This is a genomic window from Pseudomonas sp. IT-P100 (assembly GCF_949767185.1).
Lineage (GTDB): Bacteria > Pseudomonadota > Gammaproteobacteria > Pseudomonadales > Pseudomonadaceae > Aquipseudomonas > Aquipseudomonas fluorescens_B.
Genome location: NZ_CATKQK010000011.1, coordinates 68,557 through 94,179, shown reverse-complemented (window position 1 = coordinate 94,179; position 25,623 = coordinate 68,557). Strand labels below are relative to the sequence as shown.

The window sequence follows — 25,623 nt, the reverse complement described above, 5'->3', positions numbered from 1 at the left end:
AGCGCCGCTTAACGGCGCTCGATCGGCTCGATCACTTGCAACGCGAGGTTGCCTTTGTGCGAGCCCATCTTGACCTTGAACGCAGGCACGCCATTGGCGCGCATGATCATTTCTTCCGGCATCTCGACCGGGATGATGTCCCCCGGCTGCATGTGCAGAATGTCGCGCAGGCGCAACTGGCGACGGGCAACCGTGGCCCCGATCGGCACGTCAACGTCCAGCACGTCCTGGCGCAGGGCATTGACCCAGCGCTCGTCCTGATCGTCGAGGTCCGACTGGAAGCCGGCGTCGAGCATTTCGCGCACCGGCTCGATCATCGAGTACGGCATGGTCACGTGCAGGTCACCGCCACCACCATCGAGTTCGATGTGGAAGGTCGACACCACAATGGCTTCGCTTGGGCCGACGATGTTGGCCATGGCCGGGTTCACTTCCGAGTTGATGTACTCGAAGTTCACTTCCATGATCGCCTGCCAGGCTTCCTTCAGATCGACGAAGGCCTGCTCCAGCACCATGCGCACCACCCGCAGTTCGGTGGGGGTGAACTCACGCCCCTCGATCTTCGCGTGACGTCCGTCACCGCCGAAGAAGTTGTCCACCAGCTTGAACACCAGCTTGGCGTCGAGGATGAACAGAGCGGTGCCGCGCAGCGGTTTGATCTTGACCAGGTTGAGGCTGGTCGGCACGTACAGCGAGTGCACGTATTCGCCGAACTTCATCACCTGCACACCACCGACGGCAACGTCCGCCGAGCGGCGCAGCATGTTGAACATGCTGATGCGGGTGTAGCGGGCGAAACGCTCGTTGATCATTTCCAGGGTCGGCATGCGTCCACGGACGATGCGGTCCTGACTGGTCAGGTCGTAGCTTTTGACGCTGCCGGGCTCGGCAGCGGTATCGGTCTGTACCAGACCATCATCGACGCCATGCAACAGCGCATCGATTTCATCCTGGGACAGCAGGTCCTGCACGGCCATGTCGTGTTCCTACTGCAGTACGAAATTAGTGAAAAGCAACTGTTCGATGACCACTTTGCCGAGCTCTTTCTGCGCCACTTCCTGGACGCTGGCCGTCGCCTTCTGACGCAACATTTCCTGACCGACCGGCGACGCCAGCGTCGCGAAATCCTGTCCGGAGAACAGCATGACCAAGTTATTGCGGATCACCGGCATGTGGACTTTCAGCGCTTCCAGATCGGCCTGGTTGCGACCCTGCATGGTGATGCTCACCTGCATGTAACGCTGACGGCCGTTCTGGTTGTAGTTGGCAACGAAGGCCGGCGCCATGGGCTCGAAAACCGCTGGCTGCTTGCCGACCGGGGCGACTTCAGCCGCGGCGGCAGGCTTGCTCTGGGCGCTGTGCATGAAGAACCAGGTCGCCCCCACGGACAAGCCGATCGCCAGCAGCAGGGCCACCACGATCACAATGATCAGCTTGAATTTGCCTTTGGTTGCGGGGTCTTTTACTGCTGCTTCGCTCTTCGCCATGCCAATAATCCGTCACTATTCGGGTTTTCACAGTCGCACGGCAAGGCAAGAGCAAGTGTTATGCCAGAAGTGTCGGAGGGTATGTGGACTGCGGCAGCCAGCAGCCAAAATCAAAAGATCGCAGCCTTCGGCAGCTCCTGCATTTTGAAGGTATATACCCTGCAGGAGCTGCCGAAGGCTGCGATCTTTTGAGAGGCACCGCGCTTTATCAGGCGTAGTAGTCGACCGCGCTGGAGCCGATGACGCTGGTCGCACTGGCCGCCACTTCGGCAACGGTCGGCGCGAGCTCTTCATCCATGCCGTCGAGACGACCGCCGCTGGCGTTGGTGCGTCCGCTCTGGCTTTGTTGCGCCTGGTCCTGACCTTGCTGAGAGCCACGGGACTGGTCGGAGACGTTGACGTCTACCTGACCCATGCCCTGTTGCGCGAACATGTCTCGTAAGCGATGCATCTGGCCATCCAGCGCTTCGCGAACGCTTGGGTGCGCACTCATGAAGGTCACCTGGGTCTGCTGGTCCGGCACCATGTTCACCCGAATATCGAGGCGACCCAGTTCGGCAGGCTGCAACTGGATATCGGCCGCCTTGAGGTTGGCACTGGACAGGTACATGACCCGGTTCACCACTTCTTCGGTCCAGCCGCTCTGATGCATGGCAATCGGCTGATTCACCGGTATGGCATTGGCGGTTTTCGGCGTGGCAGCCTGGGTCAGTGCAGCCAGACGATTGGCGAAATCATCGACGCGGGTATCGCTGGTGGCAGACTTCAAATCCTTGAGGCCATCATCGATCAACCCACTGAAAGCTTTTTCGCCCCCCTGGCTGGTACTGTCCTTGTCAGCCTGCACATCGAGCATGCCAGCCATACCGGCGGCAAAGTTCTGCGCCGAGGTAGGCTCGCCATCGGCCTGGGTCTGGGCCGGCGTCGGCGCTGCCTTGGGCTGTGCCTGGCTGGCAGCCGAAATATGACCGCCCTGCTCCATGGCCATGCGCACAGCCGGGAGAGCATCGAGAGGGTCGGCCTCGGGATCGAAATCGCTATCCGCCGCTGCCACAGGTGTCTGCGCCGTCGTCACCGTTGGCGTGACAGGTATTTCCACTTTGGGTTGCTCAGTGGCGACAACAGGTGCCGACTCCGCAACTGGCGCTGCCACAACGGGTTGCAACTCTGGCAGCAATGAAGGATCAAGCGCTGGATCGGCCGGTGCAGCGTCGACCACTGGCGTATCGGCGACATCCTCGTTGGCGGCCTTGTCGTCGCTCGGCGCCGGTTTATCGGCGGGCAAGGATTTGCCGCTATCGGCAACCGTCGGTTCCGGAGCGGCAGACTTGTCGTTGCCGACGTCCGTTTTTACGGGGCTGTCCGGGGTTTTATCGCGCACCGGCTTCGCCGATCCATCAGAGGCCGCAGAGGGTTTGTTCTGGGCCTGAGTGGCGTAAACCTGAGCGAAGCTGGACGCCTTGTCCCCGGGCTCAGCGGACAGCGCCGGTGTATTGGCGGAGGCGGCTTGAGTCTTGGCCTGCGCGGCGGCCTGGAGAAGAATATTGGGGGTAACGGGCATGAACGGTCTCCGCTGCACTGGGATCGTAGGTACAGTTGCGGTGATACGTGCAAGGGTTGAGCCAGTTTTGCTCAAGCGGCGCTAAAAGCGCCGGACGGTCGCATTGTCAGTGAGAGAGCGCTGGCGCTCTGCTTCGTAGAGGGGACGGATAATAGCGAACTCGCCGTCGATTTCTCCGACCAGTTTCTCGATGCCTTCCAAAGACCTCTTCTTGCTACGCTGCTCGAGCTCATTGCAGAGCTCGGCGAGGCGCAGGGCGCCCATGTTGCTGCAACTGCCCTTGAAACTGTGTGCGGCCTCTTCCAGCGACTTGGCATCCCCCCCAGCCTTGCGCAACAGACTCAACCGATCTTCGGAATCGGCGAGAAAAGTATCCAGCAACGTCGGATACTCCTCCTCCATGACAGCTTGCAACGCACTCAGTACGTCGCGGTCCAGATGTGTGTCAGCCACTTGCTCACTCCTTGATCAAGAATGCGCGGATTATGCCAGAGCCTCCCAGAAAAATTCCACGCGGGCACTTCGACCTTCGTCGGACCATCTGGCGTTGCGGCCCAACTGGCGGATAAGACTGATACCACGTCCCGACAGACGGATGCCATCAACGGGGCGCGCCATCACTCGCTCGACATCAAAACCCTTGCCACTGTCTTCGACCCGAATCGTCAGGCAACCGCCGTCATCCTTTGGTGCGACCTGCAAATGCACCCGCACATAGCCGTCCTGCAGCTCATCCAGACGTGCATTGCGCTGCTGATAATAGAGGGTAAAACCCGAAGCATCGCGCTTGAGGCTCGAATCCAGACCCAGCACGCCGTGCTCCAGCGCATTGGAATACAGCTCCGCCAGCACACTGTAGAGCGCCCCGCTCTGCGCGCGCAAACCATGGACCTCCAACAGCAATTGCAAAAGATACGGCAGCGGATTGAAGCGCTTCAGGGTCGCGGCACGGAACTCGAAACTCACCGACCAGTCCAGCGGGCAGGACTGACCACTGTCGGAATAGACCAGGGCGGGTGGAATCAGCTGCGCGGCTTCGAGCAGGCTGACTTCGACCATGCTGACATCGTCGCGGGCCTCACCGCGAAAATCCCGCAGCGCCTGCTCGATCTCTTCGAAAAGCCGGTCGGGCTGACAGTTGGCCGCAAACACCTGTTGCAATCGCTCGACGCCAAACAGCTGCTCATTGGCGTCGCAGGTGTCGATGACGCCATCGGACAACAGGAAGACCCGATCGCCGACAGCCATCGGAAACACTTCGGTGCGGTCATCGAAGGTCTGCGGACTCAGCACGCCAAGCGGCAAATGCCGGGCCTTCAGCGGCGTGCGCTCACCGCTGGCGATGCTGTGCAGATAACCGTCCGGCATCCCACCGTTCCAGACTTCCACCGAACGCCGCTGGAAACTCAGGCACAGCAATGTTGCGCAACAGAACATGTCCACCGGCAGGATGCGCTTGAGCTTGGCGTTCATCTCGCGCAACGTTTCCGACAGGCCGTAGCCCTTGGCGGTCATGCCGTAGAAGACTTCAGCCAGCGGCATGGCCCCGACGGCGGCTGGCAAGCCATGGCCGGTGAAATCGCCGAGCAGCACATGCATGTCGCCGGCCGGGGTGAATGCCGCCAGCAACAGGTCGCCGTTGAACAGCGCATAGGGCGATTGCAGGTAACGGATATTGGGGGCATTCAGGCAGCCGGAATGGGCGACCTTATCAAAGACGGCCTTGGCCACACGCTGCTCGTTGAGCAGATAGTCGTGATGCCTGGCAATCTGATCACGCTGCTTCAGCACAGTGGCCTGCAACCGCCGCAAACGGTCCATCGCCTTGATTTTGGCGGCGAGGATCACTTGGTTGTAGGGCTTTGCCAGAAAGTCGTCGCCGCCGGCCTCAAGACAGCGGGCCAGCGCCTCGCTTTCGGTCAGCGAGGTCAGGAAGATGATCGGCACCAGGGTTTCCCCGGCAAGCGCCTTGATCTGCCGCGCCGCCTCAAAACCGTCCATCACCGGCATCATGGCGTCCATCAACACCAGTTGCGGGCGTTGTTGGCGAAACGCTTCGACCGCTTCGGCGCCATTGGCGGCCGTCAGCACTTCATGGCCCTGGCGGCGGACAATGCTCGACAGCAGCATGCGGTCAGCCGCGCTGTCTTCAGCGATCAGGATCGTCAGCGGTTCGAACAACGGCTGCATGGCCTTCACGCCACGTCGAAGATCTGTTCGAAGTTGGAGATGGCGAGAATCTTGCGCACATCGGCGTTGGCGTGGGTCAGCCTGATCTCGGCGTGCTCGCCACCGGCGTGATCACGCAGCAGCAACAACATGCCAAGCGCTGAACTGTCGAGGTAGGTGGCGTCCTTCAGGTTCACTTCAAAGGACTCGGGTTTTGGCTGAAGGTTTTCGTAAGATTCACGAAATTCCTGATGCTTGGCGAAATCGAATCGTCCCTTGACCGATATCGTCAGCTTTTGTCCATCCGGAGATACTTCTGTAACGACTGACATTGAACGGCTTCCTTGTCATTGGCGAACGTACGTGTACAAGGTTTAGCACTTGGCGGGGATAGGGGCAAGGCTGGAAAGTTGTGGAATATTGAAGGCCCCCTTCGCGGGCAAGCCGCGCGAAGAACGCTAACGCGGTCTCACTGATTCAATACGGATCCTGCCGCGGTAACCGCTGGGACAACTCATCCAGCAGTTTCTGCTCGCGCTTGTCTTCCAGCTGCCGCGCCTCATCCGCGTAGCGCTGAACCAGCTTGCGCAAGCCTTCGACCCGGGCAAACGCCTGCTGCCAGGTGTCCCGCGCCTTGTTCAAATTATTCTGATGCCACGCCAGGCTTTGCCGCTGCTGATCGATGGCGACGCCCAGTTGCGCAAGAAAGCCCTGATAGCCCAGCAACCATTGGCCCGAAACGCCGCTGCTGCCGCGAATGATCCACTGTTCCTGGTAGTCGAGACGAAAGGCCTCAAGGTCGGCGAGCTTGCTTTCAGCCAGGCGAACCTGCCCCTGAAAATGGCCCAAACGCTGTACGGCGGTTTTCTCGGCCTTCTCGGCCATTTCGACCACCGGCGCCAGCCGCCCTGCCCGACTCTGGGCCATGATCGATTAGCCGCCAGCCGCGGGCGCGAAGATCGAACCGAGGTAGGATTCGCTTTCGCCCAGGCTGATGTTGTCGTTAAGTCCTTGACGCAGGTATTTGACCAGCTGCGGCTGCAGGGAAATCGCCAGGTCGGTTTCCCGGTCTCCGCCGGCGACGTAGGCGCCCACGCTGATCAGGTCGCGACTCTGTTGATAGCGCGACCATAATTGTTTGAAATACTGGGCGCGGGCCATGTGTTCCGGCGACACCACCGACGGCATGACCCGGCTGATGGACGCTTCGATATCGATGGCCGGGTAATGCCCCTCCTCGGCCAGACGCCGGGACAGGACGATGTGCCCGTCGAGTACACCCCGCGCCGCGTCGGCGATCGGATCCTGCTGGTCATCACCTTCAGACAGCACGGTGTAGAACGCCGTGATCGAACCGCCACCCTTCTCCGCGTTACCGGCCCGCTCCACCAGTTTCGGCAATTTGGCGAACACCGATGGCGGGTAACCCTTGGTTGCGGGCGGTTCGCCGATGGCCAGGGCGATTTCCCGCTGGGCCTGGGCGAAACGGGTCAGGGAGTCCATGAGCAACAGGACGTTCTTGCCCTTGTCACGGAAATATTCGGCAATCCGCGTGCAATACATCGCGGCGCGCAGGCGCATCAGGGGCGCATCATCCGCCGGAGACGCCACGACCACCGAACGCTTGAGGCCTTCTTCACCGAGGATGTGCTCGATGAATTCTTTAACTTCGCGACCCCGCTCACCGATCAGCCCGACGACGATAATGTCGGCCTCGGTGAAGCGGGTCATCATGCCCAGCAGCACACTTTTGCCGACGCCGGTACCGGCGAACAGCCCGAGCCGCTGCCCACGCCCGACCGTCAACAAACCATTGATTGAGCGAATGCCTACGTCCAGCGGCTCGCTGATCGGGTGACGCTTGAGCGGGTTGATGGTCGGGCCGTCCATCGGCACCCAGTCTTCAGCCTTCATCCCGCCCTTGCCGTCCAGCGCACGACCGGCGCCATCCAGCACCCGCCCGAGCATGCTCATGCCCATTGGCAAGCGACCGGTGTCAGCCATAGGCACCACACGGGCGCCGGGCGCGATGCCGGCAACGCTGCCGACCGGCATCAGGAAGACTTTGCTGCCGGAGAACCCCATGACTTCAGCTTCGACCTGCACCGGATGGTAACTGTCGTCGTTGATCACCATGCAGCGACTGCCCATGGCCGCGCGCAAACCTTCGGCTTCGAGGGTCAAGCCGACCATCCGCAGCAAACGGCCTTCAAGGATCGGCGCGCCGGCCAGCTCCGTGGCCTCGGTGTAACCGCCCAGGCGCTTGGCGAAGCTGGTGCGGTCAAGGCGCATCGGGTTCTTCCGGTTCGACTTCGACGGCAGGCTTGTCGTCGATTGGCAGCTCCAGGCTCAGATCCGGCGCGGCCGGGTGCAAGGCCTGTTCGTGCAACTGATCGAACAGCTTGTCCATGACCCTGGTGATCCGGGTTTCGACCGTGGCGTCGATGCGACTGTGCTCAGTCTCGACCCGGCAACCGCCAGGCAACAACGCTTCGTCCTCGACGATGCGCCAGGTTTCTTCATGGCGCTCGCGCAGGGCTTTGACCTGTTCGAAATCCTGCGGATTGATGTACAGCCGCACATTGCCCACGCCCAGCGGCAACAGCTTGAGGGCGTCGCGCATGACGTGTTCGATCTGCGTCGAATCGATGGCCAGTTCGCGCTGAATCACCTGTTTGGTGATGTGCTGCACGAGGTCGACCAAGGATTTTTCGATTTGCGTGTCCTGCTCGGCGATAGGCTCGAACAGGTTGGCCATCAGTTGTTCAAGTGCTGCGACTTTCGGCGCCAGCACGGCCTCGGCTTCCTGACGAACCTTGAGCGTGGTGCTGTGAAATCCTTCTTTCTCGCCCGTCGCGAAGCCTTCGTTGTAGGCCTCCTGACGGATGCTTTCGAGTTCTTCGAGGGTCAGTGGCTGGACTTCTTCCAGCGGCACTTCTTCCATTTCCGGCGGCTCGGGCTCAGGTTCAGGCTCGGGCTCCGGGACATGCGGGTCGAAACTGGGCAGCGACCAGACATCGAAACCACCGACGTCCTTGGCACGGATCAGGTCGGTCTGGGACTCATCATGTTTGGACGACATAGTGACCTTAGATCATCTCTTCGCCGCCCTTCCCGCCGAGAACGATTTCTCCGGCTTCGGCCATACGGCGAGCAATGGTGAGGATTTCTTTCTGCGCAGTTTCCACGTCGCTGACGCGCACCGGGCCTTTGGCCTCGAGGTCGTCGCGCAACAGTTCGGCCGCCCGTTTGGACATGTTCTTGAAGATCTTTTCCTTGACGCCTTCGTCCGAGCCCTTGAGGGCAAGAACCAGCACATCGGAGGACACTTCGCGCAGCAACGCCTGAATTCCGCGGTCGTCGACATCGGACAGGTTGTTGAACACGAACATGAGGTCTTCGATCTGACCGGACAGGTCTTCGTCGACTTCGCGGATCGAGTCCATCAACTGGCCTTCGATCGAGCTGTCGAGGAAGTTCATGATGTCGGCCGCACGCTTGATGCCACCCAGGGTGGTGCGCGAGGCATTCGAGTTGCCGGAGAACTGCTTCTCGAGAATCTGGTTGAGTTCTTTCAGGGCCGCTGGCTGCACGGTGTTCAGCGAGGAAACCCGCAGAATGATGTCCAGTCGTACCTTGTGGTCGAAGTTGCCCAGCACTTCGCCGGCCTGGTCCGGGTCGAGATACGCCACGACGATCGCCTGGATCTGTGGGTGCTCGTAACGGATCACGTCGGCGACGGCGCGCGGCTCCATCCACTTCAGGCTGTCGAGCCCACTGGTGTTGCCGCCCAGCAGGATCCGGTCGATCAGGCCGTTGGCCTTGTCTTCGCCCAGGGCCTGGGTCAGCATTTTGCGCACGTAGTCGTCGGAGCCGACGCCCAGGCTGGTCTGGTCGCCGACGATGTCGACGAACTCGCTCATCACCTGTTCGACTTGCTCGCGGTGCACGTTCCCCATCTGCGCCATGGCCACACCCACACGCTGGACCTCTTTGGGCCCCATATGGCGCAGCACTTGCGCGGCATCGGTAGACCCCAGGGACAGCAGCAGAATCGCGGCTTTATCAACCCGGGACAGTTTGGCGACAGCGGCTCGGTTATCACTCATCTGCGTTAATCCACTCTTTCACGACCTGGGCCACACGACCCGGGTCTTCTGCCACCAGACTCTTGATTGCGTTCAACTGTGCATCATAGCCTTCGCTCGGGCTCGGCAGCAGGATGCTGGTCGGGCCACCGAGGCTGACGCGGTCGTTGGCCAGTTCGCCGTCCAGGCCGCCCATGCCACCGAGCTCTACGTCGCTGCCCAGGCCCAGTTGCTTGCCTTTGCCGCCATTGGTGATGTTGTTGAGCACCGGACGCAGCACACCGAACACCAGTATCAGGATGAACAATACACCCAGCACTTGTTTGACGATGTCCCAGAACCATGGCTGGGAGTAGAACGGAATATCGGCAATCACTTCACCGCGCTCGGCGGAGAACGGCATATTGATCACACTGACGCTGTCGCCACGACTGGCGTCGAAGCCGACGGCGTCCTGCACCAGACGGGTGAAGCGTGCGAGCTCATCGGCGCTCCACGGTGCGCGGGTGGTTTCACCGTTGGCTGCGTTGATCTTGACCTGATCGTCCACCACCACCGACACCGACAGGCGGTTCAAACGCCCTTGTTGTTGCTTGGTGTGGCTGATGGAACGGTCGAGTTCAAAGTTCTTGGTGGATTGTTGACGCTTGTCCGCCGGGTACGGCGCCAGCATCGGCTGGCCGGTGGCCGGGTCCATGATCTGCTGACCATTGGCGTCCAGCAGTGGCTGGCCTGGCTGCACCATGCCGGCCTGCGCGGTGGCGCCACCGGTGGTTTGCGGCGCCGAAGCAGGTGATGGCGGCTGGTTGCTCAGCGCCCCCGGTACACCTTGCGGGCCATTGCTGGCGGTACGTTGCTCGTTGACCGACTGCTCGCTGCGCAGCGCCGGCTGGTCCGGATTGAACTGCTCGGAGGTCGACTCGACGGCGCTGAAGTCTACGTCGGCGGAGACTTCGGCTTTATAGCGGTCGTTGCCCAGCACCGGTTGCAGGATGTTGTGCACGCGCTGGGTGAGCATGCTTTCCATGCGACGGCTGTAATCGAATTGCTTGCCGGCCATGGTCAGTTCGGAATTCTCCGCCTGATCCGAAAGCAGGTTGCCCTTCTGATCGACGACGGTGATCTGCGACTTGCTGAGTTCAGGCACGCTGGTCGCGACCAGGTTGATGATCGCCAGCACCTGACCCGGCTCCAGTGAGCGGCCGGAATACAGCTCAACCAGAACCGAAGCACTTGGTTTGCGCTCGTCGCGAACGAACACCGAACTCTTCGGAATCGCCAGGTGCACGCGGGCACCCTTGACGTTGTTCAGGCTGGAAATGGTCCGGGCCAGTTCGCCCTCGAGGCCGCGACGATAACGGGTCGCTTCCATGAACTGGCTGGTACCGAGGCCCTGGTCCTTGTCGAGGATCTCGAAACCGATGTTGCCGTCGCTGGGAGTGACACCAGCGCCCGCGAGCTTGAGTCGCGCACGGGACAAGTCATCGGCCTTGACCAGCAAGGCACCGGAATTCGGTTCTACGGTGTAGGGAATGTCAGCGGACGCCAGGGTATCCATGACTTGCTTGGCGTCCATACCGGCAAGGCTGCCGTACAGAGGCCGGTAGTCCGGCTGCTGGGACCACAACACCACGGCGAAGCCAATCGCCACGCTCGCAGCCAGGCCGACCAACAGGCCCACCTGACGCAACATGGTCATCTCGGAGAGGTTTTCCAGGAAGGACAAGCCGAACAGCGGCGGTTTGCCGTCTATCGGAGTGGCCTTGGCCGGAACATTATCGGCGACTGCTTCTGCCATGACTCAATCTCGTCCTTAAACCGGCATCTGCATGATGTCTTGGTAAGCCTGAACCAGCTTGTTACGCACTTGGGTCAACGCCTGGAAAGACACGCTGGCCTTCTGCGAGGAAATCATCACATCGGTAAGGTCCACGCCGCTTTTGCCGATTTCGAAGGCATTGGCCAACTGGCTGGACGCCTGCTGTGTATCGTTCACTTTATTGACGGCCTGACCGAGCATGTCGGAAAAGCTGCTGCCACTCAGTTCAGGGACGGCGGCAGTCGATTTAGGCGCAGACATGGCATCCATTTGCATGGAACGCATATCCAGCATCAATCGATTAAATTCAATACCTTGGCTCATGGTCTACTCTCATTGGCGACCCGCAATTTTTTGACACTCACTCGGCGGGTAGTGAGGTGTTAGCAACAAGGGTGCCAGCTCCGGGGCCGCCCTGAACAAAAGCCTTCCAGGCTTTGCCTTGCCAGCGAATCAGGTGGCGAACAAATAAGCTTCCACATCCATTCCGGCATCGCGCATTTGCGCCAGCTTGTAGCGCAGCGTCCGCGGACTGATTCCCAGACGCTCGGCCGCTTCTTTGCGGCGCCCACGCTCAGAGCGCAGGGTGTCGATGATCATCTGGAATTCGCGACGACGCAGATCGTCCCCCAGCGCCCCAGCCGATTCGGCCTCGACCTCCATCGACCGCACCGGCACCGACGCCAATGTCGGCAAGGGCGCACAGGCAACCGGTCCGGCGAGGCAAAAATCCTGAGGCTGAATCAAACCGCCCTGCTGCAGAATCAAGGCACGCTGAATCGCGTTGTCCAGCTCTCGCACATTGCCCGGCCACGGGTAACCGATCAGGCACGCCTGCGCCTCGGGCGAGAGTCTCGCCGCGGCATGCTTCATTTTATTGACGTGCTTGGCCAGCAGGCGCTCGGCCAGCGGCAGGATATCGGCGGTGCGCTCGCGCAATGGACGCCAGGCCAGGGGAAATACCGACAGGCGATAGTAGAGGTCTTCACGAAAACGCCCTGCCGCCACTTCACCCGCCAGGTCACGGTTGGTGGTCGCGACAACACGAATGTCCAGTGCAATGGGCTTGCGTGCCCCCACTCGCTCGACTTCGCGCTCCTGCAGCACACGCAGCAACTTGGCCTGAAGGCCGAGAGGCATTTCGGAAATTTCATCCAACAGGATGGTGCCGCCGTCGGCCTGCTCGAACTTGCCGGCCTGCGCCGCGATGGCGCCGGTGAACGAGCCCTTCTCGTGACCGAACAGCGTCGCTTCAAGCATGTTGTCGGGAATCGCCGCGCAGTTGATCGCAATGAATGGCTGACTGGCGCGATGCGAGTGCTGATGGATGTAGCGCGCCAGCACTTCCTTACCGGTCCCGGACTCGCCGGAGATCAATACGGTGGAATCGCTGCGCGCCACTCGCGCCGCCAATTCGAGTAATTGCGCACTGGCCGGCTCATACGCAACGGGCCCTTCGCTGTCGGGAGCGCCGAGGCTGCCCAGCGCATGACGCGCCACCAGATCCAGCAGCGCCTTGGGCTCGAACGGCTTGACCAGATAATCCACCGCGCCCTGACGCATTGCATCGACCGCGCGCTCCACGGCGCCATGAGCCGTCATCAGCAAGACGGGCAATTGCGGCTGACGAGCCCGCAGCAAACCGAGCAACTGATGACCATCCATGCCCGGCATGTTGACGTCGCTGAGCACCAGATTGAACGTCTCGGCGCCGACTGCCTCGAGCGCCTCCTCCGCCGAACCGACAGCCTTGTAGTCGTGCCCCGCGAGCAACAGCGTATCCGCCAGCGCCTCGCGTAACGCGCGGTCATCCTCGACCAGTAAAACCTTGATTGCCATGTCCTTCACTCCGCTCCCTGAGCGCTACGCTTTTCATCAAAAAAAAGCGGCAGAATCACCTGCGCGCAAGTGCCGCGTCCCAGCCGCGAGCGCAGCTGCAATTCTCCCTGGTGAGCACGCGCCACGGCCTTGACCACGGTCAGACCGAGGCCCGTTCCGGTGGTTTTGGTGGTAAAGAACGGCTCGCCGAGACGCGCCAGCACTTTCGCATCGATACCGCTGCCGCTGTCGCTGACCGAGACTCGCAGGGTGTTGTCACGACTGTAGAGATGAACTTTCAAACGGACGTCGCCGGCACTGGCCTGGATGGCGTTCTCGATCAGGTTCAGGATCGCTCCGACCAGGGTGTCGCGATTGCACAGCAATTCTCCCGCATGGCTATCGCACTGCCAGCGAATCGGCAGGTCCTGCACGTGGGTCAATGCGGCCGATTGCAAGGACTGCATGAGCATCTTCGGCGTGACACGGTCAGTCAGCGGCAGTTCGCCGCGCGCGAACACCAACATGTCGCGCACTTGATGCTCCAGCTCATGCAGGCGCTCTTTCAGGCGGCCGGCGAAACGTTGCTGCGTGGCCACCGGCAGCTCTTGCTCGGTCAAATGACTGGCGTAGAGCAACGCGGCGGACAAGGGCGTGCGGATTTGATGAGCCAGCGACGCGACCATGCGGCCGAGTGACGACAGGCGTTCGTGGCGGGCCAGTTGATCTTGCAGGTGACGGGTTTCGGTCAGGTCGTTGAGCAGCACCAATTGGCCGGGCTCGGCATCCAGCGAGCGAGTGGCGATCGACAGGCGCCGACCGTCCTTGAGCGAGATTTCATGACCATCGTCTTCACGCGGCGCAAAGCAACGGGCAATGACATGACGCCACAGCTCGCCTTCGAGGGGCAGCCCCAGCAATTCACAGGCAGCAGGGTTGGCTTCGCGCACGATGCCTTGGGCGTCAATGACGATGACGCCGCCAGGCAATAGATCGAGGAGGTTTTGCAGGCGGTTGGCCAGGCGTTCTTTTTCTGCCAGCTCCTGCATGCGCTGAGCGCTGACCACCGCCAACTCGCCCTTGAGCTCGGTGACCCGTGCCTCGAGCATGCTGTAGGAGTCGGTCAACTGGCTCGACATCTGATTGAACAGCGCGAACGCCTGCTCAAGGCCAAGCCGGCTTGCCTGCTCTACGGACGACGGGTGCCCCGAAGCGTCAGGGACAGGAGACATCTGGGCGGCGTGGGGCATCGTGCTCTCTCGCGTGGCTGACCGTCAGTTAAACGGAACGTTGCGAGGGATGTAGCAATACCCGTGCCTAAAAAAAACTGCCTACAAATGAACGACTTGAAAAACAGGCGTCAATCATCCGCCTGTTCATCACCGTCGCGACGACTCATGCCGTACTTGCGCATCTTCTCCACCAGCGTGGTGCGGCGAATCCGCAGTCGCTCGGCGGCGCGCGCCACGATGCCATTGGCATCATCCAGCGCCTGCTGGATCAGGCCTTGCTCCAGACCACCGAGGTAGTCTTTCAGGTCCAGGCCTTCCGGCGGCAGCATGGCATTGGCGGTAAAGTCCGGCGTATGACCGTTGATGGCCACCCGCTCTTCCAGATCGCTGCGCAGGCTGTCGACAAGTTGCTCGTCTTCATCATCGACGTAGCGGAATTTTTTCGGCAACTCGACGACGCCGATGACCCCGTACGGGTGCATGATCGCCATGCGCTCCACCAGGTTCGCCAGCTCGCGGACGTTGCCCGGCCAGCCGTGCCGGCACAACGACATAATCGCGGCGGAGTTGAAACGGATCGAGCCACGCTTCTCGTGCTCCATGCGCGAGATCAGTTCGTTCATCAGCAACGGAATGTCTTCGACGCGCTCACGCAGCGGCGCCATCTCGATCGGGAACACGTTCAGGCGATAGTAGAGATCTTCGCGGAAGGTGCCGATCTCGATCATGCTTTCGAGATTCTTGTGGGTCGCCGCAATGATGCGCACATCGACGCTCTGGGTCTTGTTGCTACCCACGCGCTCGAAAGTGCGCTCCTGCAATACGCGCAGCAACTTGACCTGCATCGGCAGCGGCATGTCGCCGATTTCATCGAGGAACAGCGTGCCACCGTTGGCCAGCTCAAAACGACCGGCGCGGCTGGTGATTGCCCCGGTGAAGGCACCCTTCTCGTGACCGAACAGTTCGCTTTCCAGCAACTCGGCCGGGATCGCCCCGCAATTGACCGGCACAAACGGCGCATCACGACGCTTGGAGTGGTAGTGCAGGTTGCGCGCGACCACTTCCTTGCCAGTCCCGGACTCGCCGAGGATCAACACGCTGGCGTCGGTGTCGGCGACTTGCTGCATCATCTGGCGGACGTGTTGAATCGCCCGACTGGTGCCGACAAGACTGCGGAAAAGATTGGGTTCACGGTGGCGCCCGCGCTCACGAGCCTGGTCATACATCTCGCGATAGACCTGGGCGCGGTGCAGCGAGTCGAGCAGTTTGCTGTAGCTGGGCGGCATTTCGAGGGTCGAAAGCACTCGCCGACGCTGGTCTTCGGGCAGGTCAACGGAAGAATTATCGCCCATTAACAAAACCGGAAGGAACTCATCCCAGGTAGAGAGTGTCTTTAACAAGCCCGGAAGTGCGCCAGGAGCATTGACCGTCCCGATGAGGACACAGATCACTTCACGACTTGATGACAAAGAGCCGACAGCCTGCTGCCAGTCATGGCTACCGCAGGGTAAATTTTCTTCGCCAAGAAAATTTAAAATCACCGCCAAATCGCGGCGGCGGACGCTATCGTCATCAATCAGCAGAATTTTGGTTTCACGCCACATGCAATAGCAACTTCCCTAGTCAACTCAATGCCCGAAATGAGGGGGCAAGCTAGACGCTTGCAGACACGTTATGCCTGTAGACGCCTGAAATCTGCAACCAGCCACTAGTTAAGTCAAAAAACCGTGCACAGTCAAATTTATGGCGCACACGGCATGGATTAACTTAGGATTAATTAACCAAACAGATGGTAAACCTTTGCTGCGTTCTGTGCTTGATGGATCTGCGACATCTCATCGACTATTGCCTGCCTCTCTCCCGTCGCCGCCTCAAGAAGCTGTTTATAGACCCCCAGCAACTCTTCAAGGTTGTCGCGCAACGCGGCCTCGTCCACCGAAGCTTCACTCAAGACGTCTTCCATGCAGGAACGGCAAGCCAGGTCCAATTCACCAATGGCTTCCCAGTTTCGCTCGGCCAGGGCACCGACCAGGCCTTCACGGGTTTCTTCGATTCGCTGCAAAACAAGACTCATGGTGATCTCCTTAAAACTGCGGACCCGGCGCGGCGATAGCGTCCCAGCCGTCCTTGACGGTGCGAAGCAGATCGGCGACTTCGTCGAGAATCTTTGGATCGGTTTTGACGTTGGCTTCAGTCAGGCGCTTCATCATGTAGGTGTACAGCTTGTCCAGCTCACCTACGGACTCGACGGAATTTTCCAGGTCCAGACCTTCACGCAAGCCACCGATGATGCCAATGGCCTTGCCAATGAAAATCCCTTTGTTGGGGATATCCCTGCGCTCCATGGCACCCTTGGCCTGAGCGATGCGATCCAGGCCACCTTCCATGAGCATTTGCACCAAGCGATGGGGGCTGGCTTCGGAAGTCTGGGCCTGCGCGCCAATCTTCTGGTACTGCCGAAGGGCTAACATCGGGTTCATGTTGTACCTCATTAAAACTTTGTGATTCGTATAGCCAGTGTATCGACACGGCGTCAAAAAACTTTAGATTGAAACAAAAAAAGCCCGACAAGCGGAATTCGCTGCCGGGCTTTTGGCGCATGCGCGCTATCAGGCGTTTTTCTGTGCGTTCATCGCCTCGAACATCGAGGTAATGTTGCTCGCCGTTGCCTTAAGCTTGCCGACCAGCGTGTCCATGTCGTTGTACTTTTTGGTCAGCACGGCTGTCAGCGTTTCTATCCGGCGATCCAGTGCCTCCTGCTGGCTGGCCAGGTTGGTTTTAACCTTCGCCAGACTGGCCGAACGCGCATCAAGGATGCCTTCGCTGCCCGTGACGGTATAAGGCGTCAGCATCGTATTCATTCGTTCCAGCAAACCCTTGGCCGCATCACCGGTTGCCGTCGGGTCACCCAGAAACAGCGTCTGAATCTCACCACCCAGCTTCTGCGTGGTCATCGCCGTAGTGAATCTGGCACTGTCGAAATCGAGCGCGCCGGTTTTCTGGTTGGTGGTAATACCCAACTGCGAAAGCACGGTCAGTTTGTCGCCTGCACCGGTACTGGCCAACGGCTCACGGATCGACGCCAAGAGGCCCCGAGCCAGCGGGTCACCGGTCAATGCCGCAGGAATGGTTGGCTTGCCATCTTTGTCCAGCGAAGACTTGGTCAGGGTATTGACGGTGGTGACTACCTGATTGTAAGCGTCGACAAAGGCCTGGACCGATTTCTTCAAACCGTCACTGTTAGGCCCGACTGTCACAGTGGACGTCACACCACCACCTGCCACCAGGTTCAGTGTCAGGCCGGAAACAGCGCCGTCCACGGCATTGGATTTGCTGGTGATCGCCAATCCGTCAACCGAGAACTTGGCGTCCACAGCGAACTCGCCGATGGCGCCGGCCGACGTCGCCGTGGGCGTGGTGCCCATTTTTTGACCCGCCGTGATTTCCAGGCCGGGAATATCACTGAGCGTGATGTCGGAACCTGAACCGGTAACGGTAGACCCCATGACCAGACGCGAACCGAAGGAGTCAGTAATAATGTTGGCACTGAAACCATTGGCGCCTTGCTGGGTATTGATCGCATCCCGTACAGACTGCAACGTAGCGCCCGCGGGAATGACGACAGGTCGGGTAATGCCATTTTGAGTGATATTGAGCGTACCACTCGGAATGGCACTGCTAGGGCCACCGGCAAACGCAGCAGTCGCCACTTTCGACGAGGTCGCAAGAGTGTCGACCTTAATGACATAAGTGCCGTTGACCGCCGAGTTATTGGCGACAGAGGTCAGCACTTTGGGATCGGAACTCGTGGCGGTGTAACCCAGGAACTGCGGGGTCGTGGTACTACCGAGGTTTTTGATCGCGGCCTGGAAATTCGCGAGGACACTCTTGAGGGTCCCGATACCGGAAATCTGCGAAGTATTAGTGGTCGTCTGTCGGGTGATCTGACTCTGCTTGGCCGCTTTGTCAGCATCAACCAAGGCTTTGACGATAGCACCGGTGTCAAGCCCGGAGCCTAACCCCAGACCCGGTAGAATTGGACTTGCCATGTGGGACTCCCTTCAGTGTGTCGCCGGCCTTTTGACCATTAGAACGCCCAAAAGAACATAGCAACAAAATTCATGCCAGCTGTCAGACTTTAGCGCTGAACAGCAGACTGCTTGCATCATTCAAACTATTGGCCAGCTTGAGGACTTCTTCGTTGGGGATCTGGCGAACCACTTCACCCGAGTCGCTGGCAATCACTTTGACAATTACTTTGCCTGAAGGCTCATCGATCGAGAACTCCAGGTTGCGCTTGACCGATTGAACGAACTTTTCAATTTCCTGAACGGCCATCTTCAGTTTGTCCTGCTCGGTTACCGCATCTTTTGGCTCGTCCTTGACCGTTGCCACTGTAGCAGCATCGGCTCGAGGCTTCTCCACCGGCTTGTCAGCAACACTCGTCGCCGGCTTCGCAGCTGGATAAGACAAGTTCAGCTTCACGCTCATATCCATGTCCATCACCTCTTAAACTAAAAAAGCGAGAGAGCGCGCGTGCGCACTCCCCCGCCAAAACTCACCCAGCTATTACTGAAGCAGTTTCAGTACAGCGGATGGCAGTTGGTTGGCCTGGGCCAGAACTGCGGTGGAAGCTTGTTGCAGAGTTTGCTGCTTGGTCAGCTGTGCAGTTTCAGCAGCGAAGTCGGTATCTTGTACGCGGCTACGTGCAGCTTCGGCGTTTTCGTTGATGTTTTGCAGGTTGGAGATGGTGGTGGAGAAACGGTTTTGAGCAGCACCGAGGTCAGCACGAGTGGCGTTGATGTTCGCCAGTGCAGCGTCGATAGCCGATACAGCCGACAGTACTGCCGAGTGGTTGGCTGCGTTGGAAGTACCGGAAATGGTAGTACCGGTCATGCCCAGGGCGCTGGCGTCGAAGCTGGTCGACAGAGTCAGGGTGATCTGGTTGTCGGAAGTAGTACCCGCACCCACCTGGAATTCCATCGCACCAGCAGTACCGTCGATCAGAGCCTTGCCGTTCAGGTTAGTGGACTTGGCAATACGGGTCAGTTCGTCGATGGACTGTTTGTATTCTTTGTCCAGAGCGGTACGGTCAGCAGTGCCGTTGGAGTCGTTTCGCGATTGCAGTGCGATTTCACGCATACGTTGCAGAATGTTGGACGATTCTTGCAGAGCGCCTTCAGCGGTCTGAGCGATCGAAACACCGTCGTTGGCGTTTTTGATAGCCATGGTCTGACCACGGATCTGCGAGGTCATACGGGTAGCGATTTGCAGGCCGGCGGCGTCGTCTTTAGCGCTGTTGATTTTCAGGCCGGAAGACAGGCGAGTCATCGAAGTCGAAAGAGCGTCGGAAGCGCGGTTCAGGTTTTTCTGAACGTTCAGCGAAGTAGTGTTGGTGTTTACTGTCAAAGCCATGACGAATTCCTCGTTGGTTGGGTACTGCGGCTTCCGGCCCTGGCAACCGCCGGGTATGGCCTAGAGAACCTTCGTAATAGTTATCGTCGCGAATGCAGGTTGCTTTAGGGCATTTTGAAAAAAATTTGCCATCACACTGCCACCCTCAATGAAACAAGGGCTTGGCGGCAATCCAATCCAAAAAAGTGACGTCAGGGAATTGCCGGTAACGGGACAGCGAGGACTCGCCTGTACCGGCAAATTGTCAAAAAGCCTTAACCGGCGGTGGCCGCTTCCAGCAATTGGGGCAACTCATGGTCGAGATAATCAGCCAGCGCCAACCAATCCTGCGCTTCCTGACAGGCAAGCATGTCAGTGAGCAACACTGTCCAGCGAGATTGGGCTTCGACATTCTCACACCCCATCATGGACTGCACATCACTGCACATCTGGACCATGAGCAGTGCAGCTTCGACATCCCGTCCAAGACGGAACAAAACAGAACACTGCCGCGCCTCGGCAACCAGGGAGGCTTCAGTCATCGCGTAAGCTCCGGATGAAACGTCGTGCCGACGATCATCGCCCCTGCCCGACTGCTGTTATAGAAAGTCACCCCGGGATGCCCGGCGATGTACCGTTCCAGCTCGCACAAGTAACTGCGGAAATTGAGCTGCGTCTTGACCCGCCGACCGTGGCCATCAAGGACCCAGTGCCGGGCAGCGCCCACTTGCGGCCCAAGATCACCGTCATTCCAGCCGGCGTGGGTCTTGTTGTTCGGGAAAGCAAAGTCGGCACCGAACAGCGTGATCTGGCTGGCCCCCATGTGTACCGCCAGGTCCACCGCCGGATGAATCACACTGCCACCGACAAAGAGTTGTGCCTTGGGTAATAGCTGGCGCATGTCCTTGTAGACAGGACTGGCGGAATAGGCCACATAACGCTTGCCCTGCCAGCCCCCCAAAACCTCTGGATCGACCATAGGCATGTAGACCAGCGTGATATCGCTCGTGTCATCGCACGGCAAATGTCGCGTCGAGATGCGCTGATCGATCGTGACCACCACATCCGGTCTGATCCCATGCGCCACAAGTGGCCGGTAGGCGGTATCGACGCAAATGAACAGCGGCCGCTGCGCCTGTTCCCGTAGCGTACGCAGCGTGTCGAAGTGCTGTTCCAGGCTCGGCCCGGTGCCAATGACAAACACCTCTCTGCCGGAACAGGAGGCAAACAGCTCGGCTGCATCGGCATCGGCGCGAACACGCTCGGCACACGCCTGCAATCGCTCGGCAATTTCCCGATTGTCGGCAGCGAAATCGCGATTATTGAAGGTCAAGTGGGTTTCGCTGATCAAACGGTCGCGGATCTTGGCGTTGAAGTCGTCCGCCAGCACCAGCTCCGAAGGCAACGCGAAGTACGGCAACTGGATTTCCGCCAGATCGCCGGCGTACAGCAGCACCACCCGTGAATCGCCGAGCCACGGTTGTTGATCGAGCAGTTGCAGTACCAGGGCAAATACCGCGCCATTCAGAATATGCACGTACAACCGTTCGAGCCCGGTACGCTCCAGTAATTGCAGCTGTAAATCACCCAGCCCGGTGCCATAGACATGCACCACCGGACTATCGACCGGCAGACTGCCCGCCTGAAGCAACGCTTCGCGGGTTCGATCATGGCGACTGGTCAACTGAATGCCATTGATGCTCAACGTCGAGCCCAGGCCTTCCACCAGATCCGCGCGCAAGGCGGCGCTGTTCTCCACCGACAGTCGATGCCAGACCTTGGGCCAGCGTCGCTGGATCAACTCGCCGTTGCGCTCAAAGAACTCGCTCATGGAGCCTCGCTTTTTATTCGAGCAAAAAAATAGCGCTCAAGGTTACACCTTGAACGCTTTTTTTGTGCCTGGCTTTTGAACGATCAAGGGCGATAGATAATCGCCGAACCCCATGACAAGCCAACGCCGAAACCGCTCAACGCCACGCGTTTCCATGTGGAATCGAGCACGTGTTTTTCCAGAAGCAGCGGGATGCTCGACGACACCGTGTTGCCGGTCTCGACCATGTCCTTGATGAATTTCTCCGGATCGCCTTCGAAACGACGCGCCACGGCATCGACAATCGCTGCGCTGCCCTGATGGATGCAAAAAGCATCGATATCATCAGTGGTCAATTGCGAATCCGTCAGCAGTTCGTGCAAATGCGCCGGGACTTTAAGCAGTGCAAAATTGAACACCTGTCGGCCGTTCATGAAGAACACCCCGTCGGTTACCTTCAGATGAGGCGCCCCGGAACCGTCGGTGCCGAACTTGGCCTTGCCCAATTGCCATGGTGCGTGTTCTCCCATCCACGTGGCAGTGGCGGCATCACCAAACAGCATGGTGGTGTTGCGGTCTTCCGGATCGACGATTTTCGAGTACGGATCAGCAGTGATCAGCAGGCCATTCTTCAAGCCCGCAGCTTCCATGAAGCCCTTGATCGCGTAAATGCCGTAGACGTAACCGGAGCAGCCCAGGGAAATATCGAACGCGGCCACGGTGGTCGGCAGACCCAGTTTGTCCTGGACTATGGCGGCGGTATGCGGCAGGCCTTCTTCATCGCCGTTCTGGGTGACGACGATCAGCACGTCGATGTCTTCACGCTTCAAGTCGGGATTGTTGGCGAACAGCGCATTGGCTGCTTCGACACACAGGTCCGAGGTTTCCTGACCGGCGTCTTTGCGCGGCAGGAAGGCCGAACCGATCTTGCCCAGGATGAACTCTTCATCCTTTTCGAATTTTGCACCTTGTGCGTAATTGTCCACGCCGGCTACAGGAACGTAGCTCGCAATGCTTTTTATGCCAATCATTACGGCTTCCCAATAATAAACAGCCCAATACCACCGCTCGTAATGATTCGAGGGGCGCCGACAAACGGATAAAAACATCGCCTCACCGAGGCGACAATGGGAAGAATAAAAGGCTATCACAGGACCCAAAACAGGCCAGGCGCCACCTTCCCTATTAATACAATACAGTGAAGATGCGCGTTATGACTCGCAGGTCACGCTATTTTGCCGAATCAGGCCGATAAGCTGCTGTGCGCCAGCTCAAAGTGAGCGGCCAGTACCTCGGGTAATGCGTCAAGGTCAGGGATCGAAACCTGCGCGTCGTAACCCGGCAGAGCCACGACGTTGCTATGCCCACCGGTCTGCACCCGGACGGTCAATGCGCCAAGCGGCTTGAGGTTCACGAAATCCTTGGAGGGGTTGTCACCCACGTAAACCATGTCGGCCCAGCAACAGCCTTCTGCCTGGCGAATAAGCTCGAAGCAGTGAATGGAAGGCTTCGCATGACGGATACCAAAACGATGCGTGATAAAGACTCGCTGAAACTCTGGAGACAATCCCAGTGCATCGACTTTGTTCTTTTGCACGATCTTGTGCCCGTCGGTGACGAGATAGAGCGGAACTTGCCCACGGTATCGGTCGAGCACAACTCTGGCGGAGGGGAACAATTCGAGGCTCGGGCGATGATGGCGATAAATGTTCACGCACTCGGCAACGCGCGCCTTCGACAATTGCTCATGCGACGCAAGCCATCGATCAAAAACCCGCCCTCGCCCCTCACGCTCAAGTACCTCCAGCATAAAATCCAGAGAACGTCCGGCGTTCCATCCATAGGCATCTTCGCCGTGCCGGGCCACTGCGCCGAGCCCGCTTGTGACGAAACTGCTTTCGTCATAAAGCGTATCGTCAAGATCAAAAATCAGGATCATGCAGCACCAGGTCAGTGGGCAGACGAACTTGTCTTACTTCACCCGCAATACGTTTGAAAACAGGTGGCAACCCTTGGCCGAATGCCTCTTCAAGGCTCCAGTAAAGAACATCCAGCCCGACAGCGATGGCGGTTGTGGAGGCTCCGCCGAAGCGAGGATTGCATTCAATGATGCGCATCGTGTCGTTGACGACGATCGCTTGCATCACCACCGGACCACGCAAGTCCAGCGTCTCCAGTGCGCGAACAGCTTCACGCTCAAGCGCTTCACTGCGAAACGTGGTCGTTATCTGCGATTCGCCAGCGCTCACACGGTCGCGTCTGCGCAGCACCACGCCCACCACCGAGCCGCCGCGATCAATCCAGCCGTCGATACTGATCTCCGGCCCCGGCACAAATGGCTGATAGATCGGGGCATCCAGGTTTTTCCCGTGAAGGCGAGCGGCATCGAGTGACAAATCAAGCCCGATCGCTCGGGAACCGGCCCCATAACGCTCTTTCACCACATAAGGCCCGGCACCGACGGCCTCGGGTGTCGTCGCCGCATTGATGACCGCAAGCCCGCCCTCTCTGCCGAAGTCAGCGAAAGCGAGCTTGTCCAGGCAGCGTTCGACGGCCTCGGGGTGAGAGACGATGACTGAGATTCCCGCTTCAGATAGCGCTGCGCGGTGGCGCGCCCAAAAGAGCAACTCGCCATCGCGGGTTGGAAAAACCACCGCAATCCCGCGTTCGTGACAGCCTTGGATCAGCGCAGGCAGTTCAGCGTCGGTGATGCGCGGCATCTGCCAGAACCCGTCAGCCACATAACGAGCTGGCGCTTCGGGATCGAGATCACCGGCAAAAACGCGAGCATCGGGATTTATGCGCCTGACCGCTTCCTGCATGGCGCGCACCAACGGTGCCTTGCGCGAAGCGGAAGTGACGAGCACATTGCAAGCCCCCCTTTTCATGCGAACCTGACTGCCGTTCACTGACCGTTTTTCCATTCAACGGCAAGCAAACCATGGGCAAACGAATCCGTGGGCTTGCCGTCAATCAGAACGTGCTCACGCAAGCGCCCTTCACAGCGAAAACCTGAAGCTTCAAGTGTCGCAACGTGGCGAGTACGGTGCTCGAATGTTTCGGTGCAAAGGCGCCGCAATCCGAGATCTTCAAAAGCCAGTTGTTTCATCAAGTCGAGAAAACGTGAAAACAGGGCGATGAGTTCGTCTGTATTCTTTTCGAGCTCCGGGGTGAGCAAGAATGACACCTCGGCCCTGCGGTTTGGCCAGGAAATGTGAACCAGGCCACCATACCCGATCAAAACACCTGCACGTTCCAAAGCGACCAAAACCTGCGAGGGCTCCAGGCTCGTGGTCTGCGGCCAGACATGCTCGGCAAAATAACGCTCTTGCTGTTCCGGTGATATCGGAGCCGTTTGACGCAATACATCCATCTGGGCATTGCGCCATTGCCGTATCGCTTCGATATCGGCCGGCTGCACAGCTCGAACATCGAGCACACCGTCCGACAGGTACGGGTTCGGCATTACCAGGTACTGAACGGCGTCCGCACTCATTCGATCACCATGTAAGAGGTGAGCGGGTTGGAGGGATCTCGCCGTATGGCGTAACGAGACAACCCCAGCACTTCGCGCACAGCGATGGTTTCACCGGGAAATTGCTCTGTATTGAGTTCGTCAAACGCCAGAATGCTGCCCTTGGTCAGATACGGCAGGATCGCCTCGAGACAATCGCGGGTCGGCTTGTAGATATCGAAGTCAAAATAGGCCAGCGCCACAATGGTTTCGGGATGATCCTTGAGGTAGCCGGGAAGCGTCAGCGTGGCATCGCCTTGAACCAGTTCATGCTTTTTCTTGTGTGGAATGGGCGCATTCTGCGTGTGGAAGTCGAGGATATCCTCGAGCTCCTCTTTCCAGTTCTCTACAACGCCGTAGTCACCTGACTGTACGTTGCCGCCATCCTGAGGTGCCACCGAAGGAAAACCTTCAAAGGTATCGAAGCCGATGATCTTGCGGTTGTAATTGAAGGGCTCGTGTATTCCTCTCAACGTGGAGAACAACGCCATGTTCTGCCCCCAACGCACGCCAAACTCCATGATGGTTCCGTGAACGGGCACGATCATCTGATAGAGCATCTGCATGAAGTTGATCCGCGACAACGTCTGTCGCGTGAGATAGAGGCCGATGTTGTCCAACAGTTCACGATCGGGAATCTGTGAGGCGCGAAGTCGATCGACCAGCATCTGCTTGCGGTCAGTCTCGGACTGCGTCGAGCCGACAAGTGTTCGTATGGTGTTGTCTGTCAT

The 25,623-nt window shown here is 59.0% G+C and carries 27 protein-coding genes; all 27 read right to left on the bottom strand.

Features of this window, described 5'->3' with window-relative positions:
* Positions 1-8: 8 nt before the first annotated feature.
* The 27 genes from fliM to ACM6IQ_RS08435 all read right to left on the bottom strand — a co-directional run bounded on the left by fliM (position 9) and on the right by ACM6IQ_RS08435 (position 25,623).
* On the bottom strand, positions 9-977 hold the full coding sequence (gene fliM, locus ACM6IQ_RS08565) for a flagellar motor switch protein FliM (RefSeq protein ID WP_008024584.1): 969 nt from the start codon (positions 975-977) through the stop codon (positions 9-11).
* 9 nt (positions 978-986) lie between these two features.
* A complete protein-coding gene (gene fliL, locus ACM6IQ_RS08560; protein ID WP_017337189.1) occupies positions 987-1,487 on the bottom strand; it encodes a flagellar basal body-associated protein FliL in 501 nt (166 codons plus the stop codon).
* Positions 1,488-1,695: 208 nt separating this feature from the next.
* Positions 1,696-3,048 carry a flagellar hook-length control protein FliK gene (locus ACM6IQ_RS08555; protein WP_414878523.1) on the bottom strand — a complete coding sequence of 451 codons (1,353 nt, stop codon included), beginning with the start codon at positions 3,046-3,048 and terminating at the stop codon, positions 1,696-1,698.
* Between the two features lie 81 nt (positions 3,049-3,129).
* Positions 3,130-3,501 (bottom strand): Hpt domain-containing protein, encoded by a 372-nt coding sequence (locus tag ACM6IQ_RS08550; protein ID WP_414878522.1) that lies wholly within the window; start codon positions 3,499-3,501, stop codon positions 3,130-3,132.
* Between the two features lie 30 nt (positions 3,502-3,531).
* The gene (locus ACM6IQ_RS08545) at positions 3,532-5,238 is read right to left on the bottom strand and encodes an ATP-binding SpoIIE family protein phosphatase (protein WP_414878521.1); all 1,707 of its coding nucleotides are present in this window, start codon (positions 5,236-5,238) and stop codon (positions 3,532-3,534) included.
* A 5-nt stretch (positions 5,239-5,243) separates the two neighbouring features.
* Positions 5,244-5,549, bottom strand: coding sequence for an STAS domain-containing protein (locus ACM6IQ_RS08540; RefSeq protein WP_017337184.1), 306 nt, complete (start codon positions 5,547-5,549; stop codon positions 5,244-5,246).
* A gap of 145 nt (positions 5,550-5,694) precedes the next feature.
* Positions 5,695-6,144, bottom strand: a complete 450-nt coding sequence (fliJ, locus tag ACM6IQ_RS08535) for a flagellar export protein FliJ (protein WP_017337183.1) — start codon at positions 6,142-6,144, stop codon at positions 5,695-5,697.
* A 6-nt stretch (positions 6,145-6,150) separates the two neighbouring features.
* Positions 6,151-7,509 carry a flagellar protein export ATPase FliI gene (gene fliI, locus ACM6IQ_RS08530; RefSeq protein ID WP_017337182.1) on the bottom strand — a complete coding sequence of 453 codons (1,359 nt, stop codon included), beginning with the start codon at positions 7,507-7,509 and terminating at the stop codon, positions 6,151-6,153.
* Positions 7,499-8,299, bottom strand: coding sequence for a flagellar assembly protein FliH (fliH, locus tag ACM6IQ_RS08525; protein WP_414878520.1), 801 nt, complete (start codon positions 8,297-8,299; stop codon positions 7,499-7,501). The genes fliI and fliH overlap by 11 nt, the downstream gene beginning before the upstream one ends.
* A gap of 7 nt (positions 8,300-8,306) precedes the next feature.
* Positions 8,307-9,326, bottom strand: a complete 1,020-nt coding sequence (fliG, locus tag ACM6IQ_RS08520; protein ID WP_003184041.1) for a flagellar motor switch protein FliG — start codon at positions 9,324-9,326, stop codon at positions 8,307-8,309.
* The gene (gene fliF, locus ACM6IQ_RS08515) at positions 9,319-11,103 is read right to left on the bottom strand and encodes a flagellar basal-body MS-ring/collar protein FliF (RefSeq protein WP_017337180.1); all 1,785 of its coding nucleotides are present in this window, start codon (positions 11,101-11,103) and stop codon (positions 9,319-9,321) included. The genes fliG and fliF overlap by 8 nt, the downstream gene beginning before the upstream one ends.
* Positions 11,104-11,118: 15 nt before the next feature.
* Complete coding sequence (fliE, locus tag ACM6IQ_RS08510) at positions 11,119-11,448, bottom strand: flagellar hook-basal body complex protein FliE (RefSeq protein ID WP_017337179.1); 330 nt, start codon at positions 11,446-11,448, stop codon at positions 11,119-11,121.
* Positions 11,449-11,577: 129 nt separating this feature from the next.
* Entirely contained in the window at positions 11,578-12,963 is a 1,386-nt protein-coding gene (locus ACM6IQ_RS08505) for a sigma-54-dependent transcriptional regulator (RefSeq protein WP_017337178.1), read from the bottom strand.
* Positions 12,964-12,968: 5 nt separating this feature from the next.
* Positions 12,969-14,174 carry a sensor histidine kinase gene (locus ACM6IQ_RS08500; RefSeq protein WP_162491079.1) on the bottom strand — a complete coding sequence of 402 codons (1,206 nt, stop codon included), beginning with the start codon at positions 14,172-14,174 and terminating at the stop codon, positions 12,969-12,971.
* 128 nt (positions 14,175-14,302) lie between these two features.
* Positions 14,303-15,778: a sigma-54 dependent transcriptional regulator gene (locus ACM6IQ_RS08495; RefSeq protein WP_008044600.1), complete on the bottom strand. Its 1,476-nt coding sequence runs from the start codon at positions 15,776-15,778 to the stop codon at positions 14,303-14,305.
* A 173-nt stretch (positions 15,779-15,951) separates the two neighbouring features.
* The gene (locus tag ACM6IQ_RS08490) at positions 15,952-16,248 is read right to left on the bottom strand and encodes a hypothetical protein (protein ID WP_017337176.1); all 297 of its coding nucleotides are present in this window, start codon (positions 16,246-16,248) and stop codon (positions 15,952-15,954) included.
* A gap of 10 nt (positions 16,249-16,258) precedes the next feature.
* A complete protein-coding gene (gene fliS / locus ACM6IQ_RS08485; RefSeq protein WP_414878519.1) occupies positions 16,259-16,654 on the bottom strand; it encodes a flagellar export chaperone FliS in 396 nt (131 codons plus the stop codon).
* A gap of 129 nt (positions 16,655-16,783) precedes the next feature.
* Positions 16,784-18,223 (bottom strand): flagellar filament capping protein FliD, encoded by a 1,440-nt coding sequence (fliD, locus tag ACM6IQ_RS08480; protein ID WP_414878518.1) that lies wholly within the window; start codon positions 18,221-18,223, stop codon positions 16,784-16,786.
* 82 nt (positions 18,224-18,305) lie between these two features.
* Complete coding sequence (locus ACM6IQ_RS08475) at positions 18,306-18,671, bottom strand: flagellar protein FlaG (RefSeq protein WP_414878517.1); 366 nt, start codon at positions 18,669-18,671, stop codon at positions 18,306-18,308.
* A 72-nt stretch (positions 18,672-18,743) separates the two neighbouring features.
* Positions 18,744-19,589, bottom strand: a complete 846-nt coding sequence (locus ACM6IQ_RS08470) for a flagellin domain-containing protein (RefSeq protein WP_008035234.1) — start codon at positions 19,587-19,589, stop codon at positions 18,744-18,746.
* 254 nt (positions 19,590-19,843) lie between these two features.
* On the bottom strand, positions 19,844-20,110 hold the full coding sequence (locus tag ACM6IQ_RS08465; RefSeq protein WP_414878516.1) for a hypothetical protein: 267 nt from the start codon (positions 20,108-20,110) through the stop codon (positions 19,844-19,846).
* The gene (locus tag ACM6IQ_RS08460) at positions 20,107-21,399 is read right to left on the bottom strand and encodes a motility associated factor glycosyltransferase family protein (RefSeq protein ID WP_414878515.1); all 1,293 of its coding nucleotides are present in this window, start codon (positions 21,397-21,399) and stop codon (positions 20,107-20,109) included. The genes ACM6IQ_RS08465 and ACM6IQ_RS08460 overlap by 4 nt, the downstream gene beginning before the upstream one ends.
* An 83-nt stretch (positions 21,400-21,482) precedes the next feature.
* On the bottom strand, positions 21,483-22,409 hold the full coding sequence (locus ACM6IQ_RS08455; RefSeq protein ID WP_414878514.1) for a ketoacyl-ACP synthase III: 927 nt from the start codon (positions 22,407-22,409) through the stop codon (positions 21,483-21,485).
* 212 nt (positions 22,410-22,621) lie between these two features.
* Positions 22,622-23,317 (bottom strand): HAD family hydrolase, encoded by a 696-nt coding sequence (locus ACM6IQ_RS08450; RefSeq protein ID WP_414878513.1) that lies wholly within the window; start codon positions 23,315-23,317, stop codon positions 22,622-22,624.
* Entirely contained in the window at positions 23,301-24,287 is a 987-nt protein-coding gene (locus ACM6IQ_RS08445; protein WP_414878512.1) for an ATP-grasp domain-containing protein, read from the bottom strand. Before ACM6IQ_RS08445 ends, ACM6IQ_RS08450 begins: the two co-directional genes overlap by 17 nt.
* The gene (locus tag ACM6IQ_RS08440) at positions 24,284-24,874 is read right to left on the bottom strand and encodes a GNAT family N-acetyltransferase (RefSeq protein ID WP_414878511.1); all 591 of its coding nucleotides are present in this window, start codon (positions 24,872-24,874) and stop codon (positions 24,284-24,286) included. Before ACM6IQ_RS08440 ends, ACM6IQ_RS08445 begins: the two co-directional genes overlap by 4 nt.
* Positions 24,871-25,623 (bottom strand): crotonobetainyl-CoA--carnitine CoA-transferase, encoded by a 753-nt coding sequence (locus tag ACM6IQ_RS08435; RefSeq protein WP_414878510.1) that lies wholly within the window; start codon positions 25,621-25,623, stop codon positions 24,871-24,873. Before ACM6IQ_RS08435 ends, ACM6IQ_RS08440 begins: the two co-directional genes overlap by 4 nt.

Excerpts from the sequence above, each read along its gene's own strand:
- fliM (WP_008024584.1), bottom strand. The coding sequence starts at position 977 with ATGGCCGTGCAGGACCTGCTGTCCCAGGATGAAATCGATGCGCTGTTG.
- fliL (WP_017337189.1), bottom strand. The coding sequence starts at position 1,487 with ATGGCGAAGAGCGAAGCAGCAGTAAAAGACCCCGCAACCAAAGGCAAA.
- ACM6IQ_RS08555 (WP_414878523.1), bottom strand. The coding sequence starts at position 3,048 with ATGCCCGTTACCCCCAATATTCTTCTCCAGGCCGCCGCGCAGGCCAAG.
- ACM6IQ_RS08545 (WP_414878521.1), bottom strand. The coding sequence starts at position 5,238 with ATGCAGCCGTTGTTCGAACCGCTGACGATCCTGATCGCTGAAGACAGC.
- ACM6IQ_RS08540 (WP_017337184.1), bottom strand. The coding sequence starts at position 5,549 with ATGTCAGTCGTTACAGAAGTATCTCCGGATGGACAAAAGCTGACGATA.
- fliJ (WP_017337183.1), bottom strand. The coding sequence starts at position 6,144 with ATGGCCCAGAGTCGGGCAGGGCGGCTGGCGCCGGTGGTCGAAATGGCC.
- fliI (WP_017337182.1), bottom strand. The coding sequence starts at position 7,509 with ATGCGCCTTGACCGCACCAGCTTCGCCAAGCGCCTGGGCGGTTACACC.
- fliH (WP_414878520.1), bottom strand. The coding sequence starts at position 8,299 with ATGTCGTCCAAACATGATGAGTCCCAGACCGACCTGATCCGTGCCAAG.
- fliG (WP_003184041.1), bottom strand. The coding sequence starts at position 9,326 with ATGAGTGATAACCGAGCCGCTGTCGCCAAACTGTCCCGGGTTGATAAA.
- fliF (WP_017337180.1), bottom strand. The coding sequence starts at position 11,103 with ATGGCAGAAGCAGTCGCCGATAATGTTCCGGCCAAGGCCACTCCGATA.
- fliE (WP_017337179.1), bottom strand. The coding sequence starts at position 11,448 with ATGAGCCAAGGTATTGAATTTAATCGATTGATGCTGGATATGCGTTCC.
- ACM6IQ_RS08505 (WP_017337178.1), bottom strand. The coding sequence starts at position 12,963 with ATGGCAATCAAGGTTTTACTGGTCGAGGATGACCGCGCGTTACGCGAG.
- ACM6IQ_RS08500 (WP_162491079.1), bottom strand. The coding sequence starts at position 14,174 with ATGTCTCCTGTCCCTGACGCTTCGGGGCACCCGTCGTCCGTAGAGCAG.
- ACM6IQ_RS08495 (WP_008044600.1), bottom strand. The coding sequence starts at position 15,778 with ATGTGGCGTGAAACCAAAATTCTGCTGATTGATGACGATAGCGTCCGC.
- ACM6IQ_RS08490 (WP_017337176.1), bottom strand. The coding sequence starts at position 16,248 with ATGAGTCTTGTTTTGCAGCGAATCGAAGAAACCCGTGAAGGCCTGGTC.
- fliS (WP_414878519.1), bottom strand. The coding sequence starts at position 16,654 with ATGAACCCGATGTTAGCCCTTCGGCAGTACCAGAAGATTGGCGCGCAG.
- fliD (WP_414878518.1), bottom strand. The coding sequence starts at position 18,223 with ATGGCAAGTCCAATTCTACCGGGTCTGGGGTTAGGCTCCGGGCTTGAC.
- ACM6IQ_RS08475 (WP_414878517.1), bottom strand. The coding sequence starts at position 18,671 with ATGGATATGAGCGTGAAGCTGAACTTGTCTTATCCAGCTGCGAAGCCG.
- ACM6IQ_RS08470 (WP_008035234.1), bottom strand. The coding sequence starts at position 19,589 with ATGGCTTTGACAGTAAACACCAACACTACTTCGCTGAACGTTCAGAAA.
- ACM6IQ_RS08465 (WP_414878516.1), bottom strand. The coding sequence starts at position 20,110 with ATGACTGAAGCCTCCCTGGTTGCCGAGGCGCGGCAGTGTTCTGTTTTG.
- ACM6IQ_RS08460 (WP_414878515.1), bottom strand. The coding sequence starts at position 21,399 with ATGAGCGAGTTCTTTGAGCGCAACGGCGAGTTGATCCAGCGACGCTGG.
- ACM6IQ_RS08455 (WP_414878514.1), bottom strand. The coding sequence starts at position 22,409 with ATGATTGGCATAAAAAGCATTGCGAGCTACGTTCCTGTAGCCGGCGTG.
- ACM6IQ_RS08450 (WP_414878513.1), bottom strand. The coding sequence starts at position 23,317 with ATGATCCTGATTTTTGATCTTGACGATACGCTTTATGACGAAAGCAGT.
- ACM6IQ_RS08440 (WP_414878511.1), bottom strand. The coding sequence starts at position 24,874 with ATGAGTGCGGACGCCGTTCAGTACCTGGTAATGCCGAACCCGTACCTG.
- ACM6IQ_RS08435 (WP_414878510.1), bottom strand. The coding sequence starts at position 25,623 with ATGACAGACAACACCATACGAACACTTGTCGGCTCGACGCAGTCCGAG.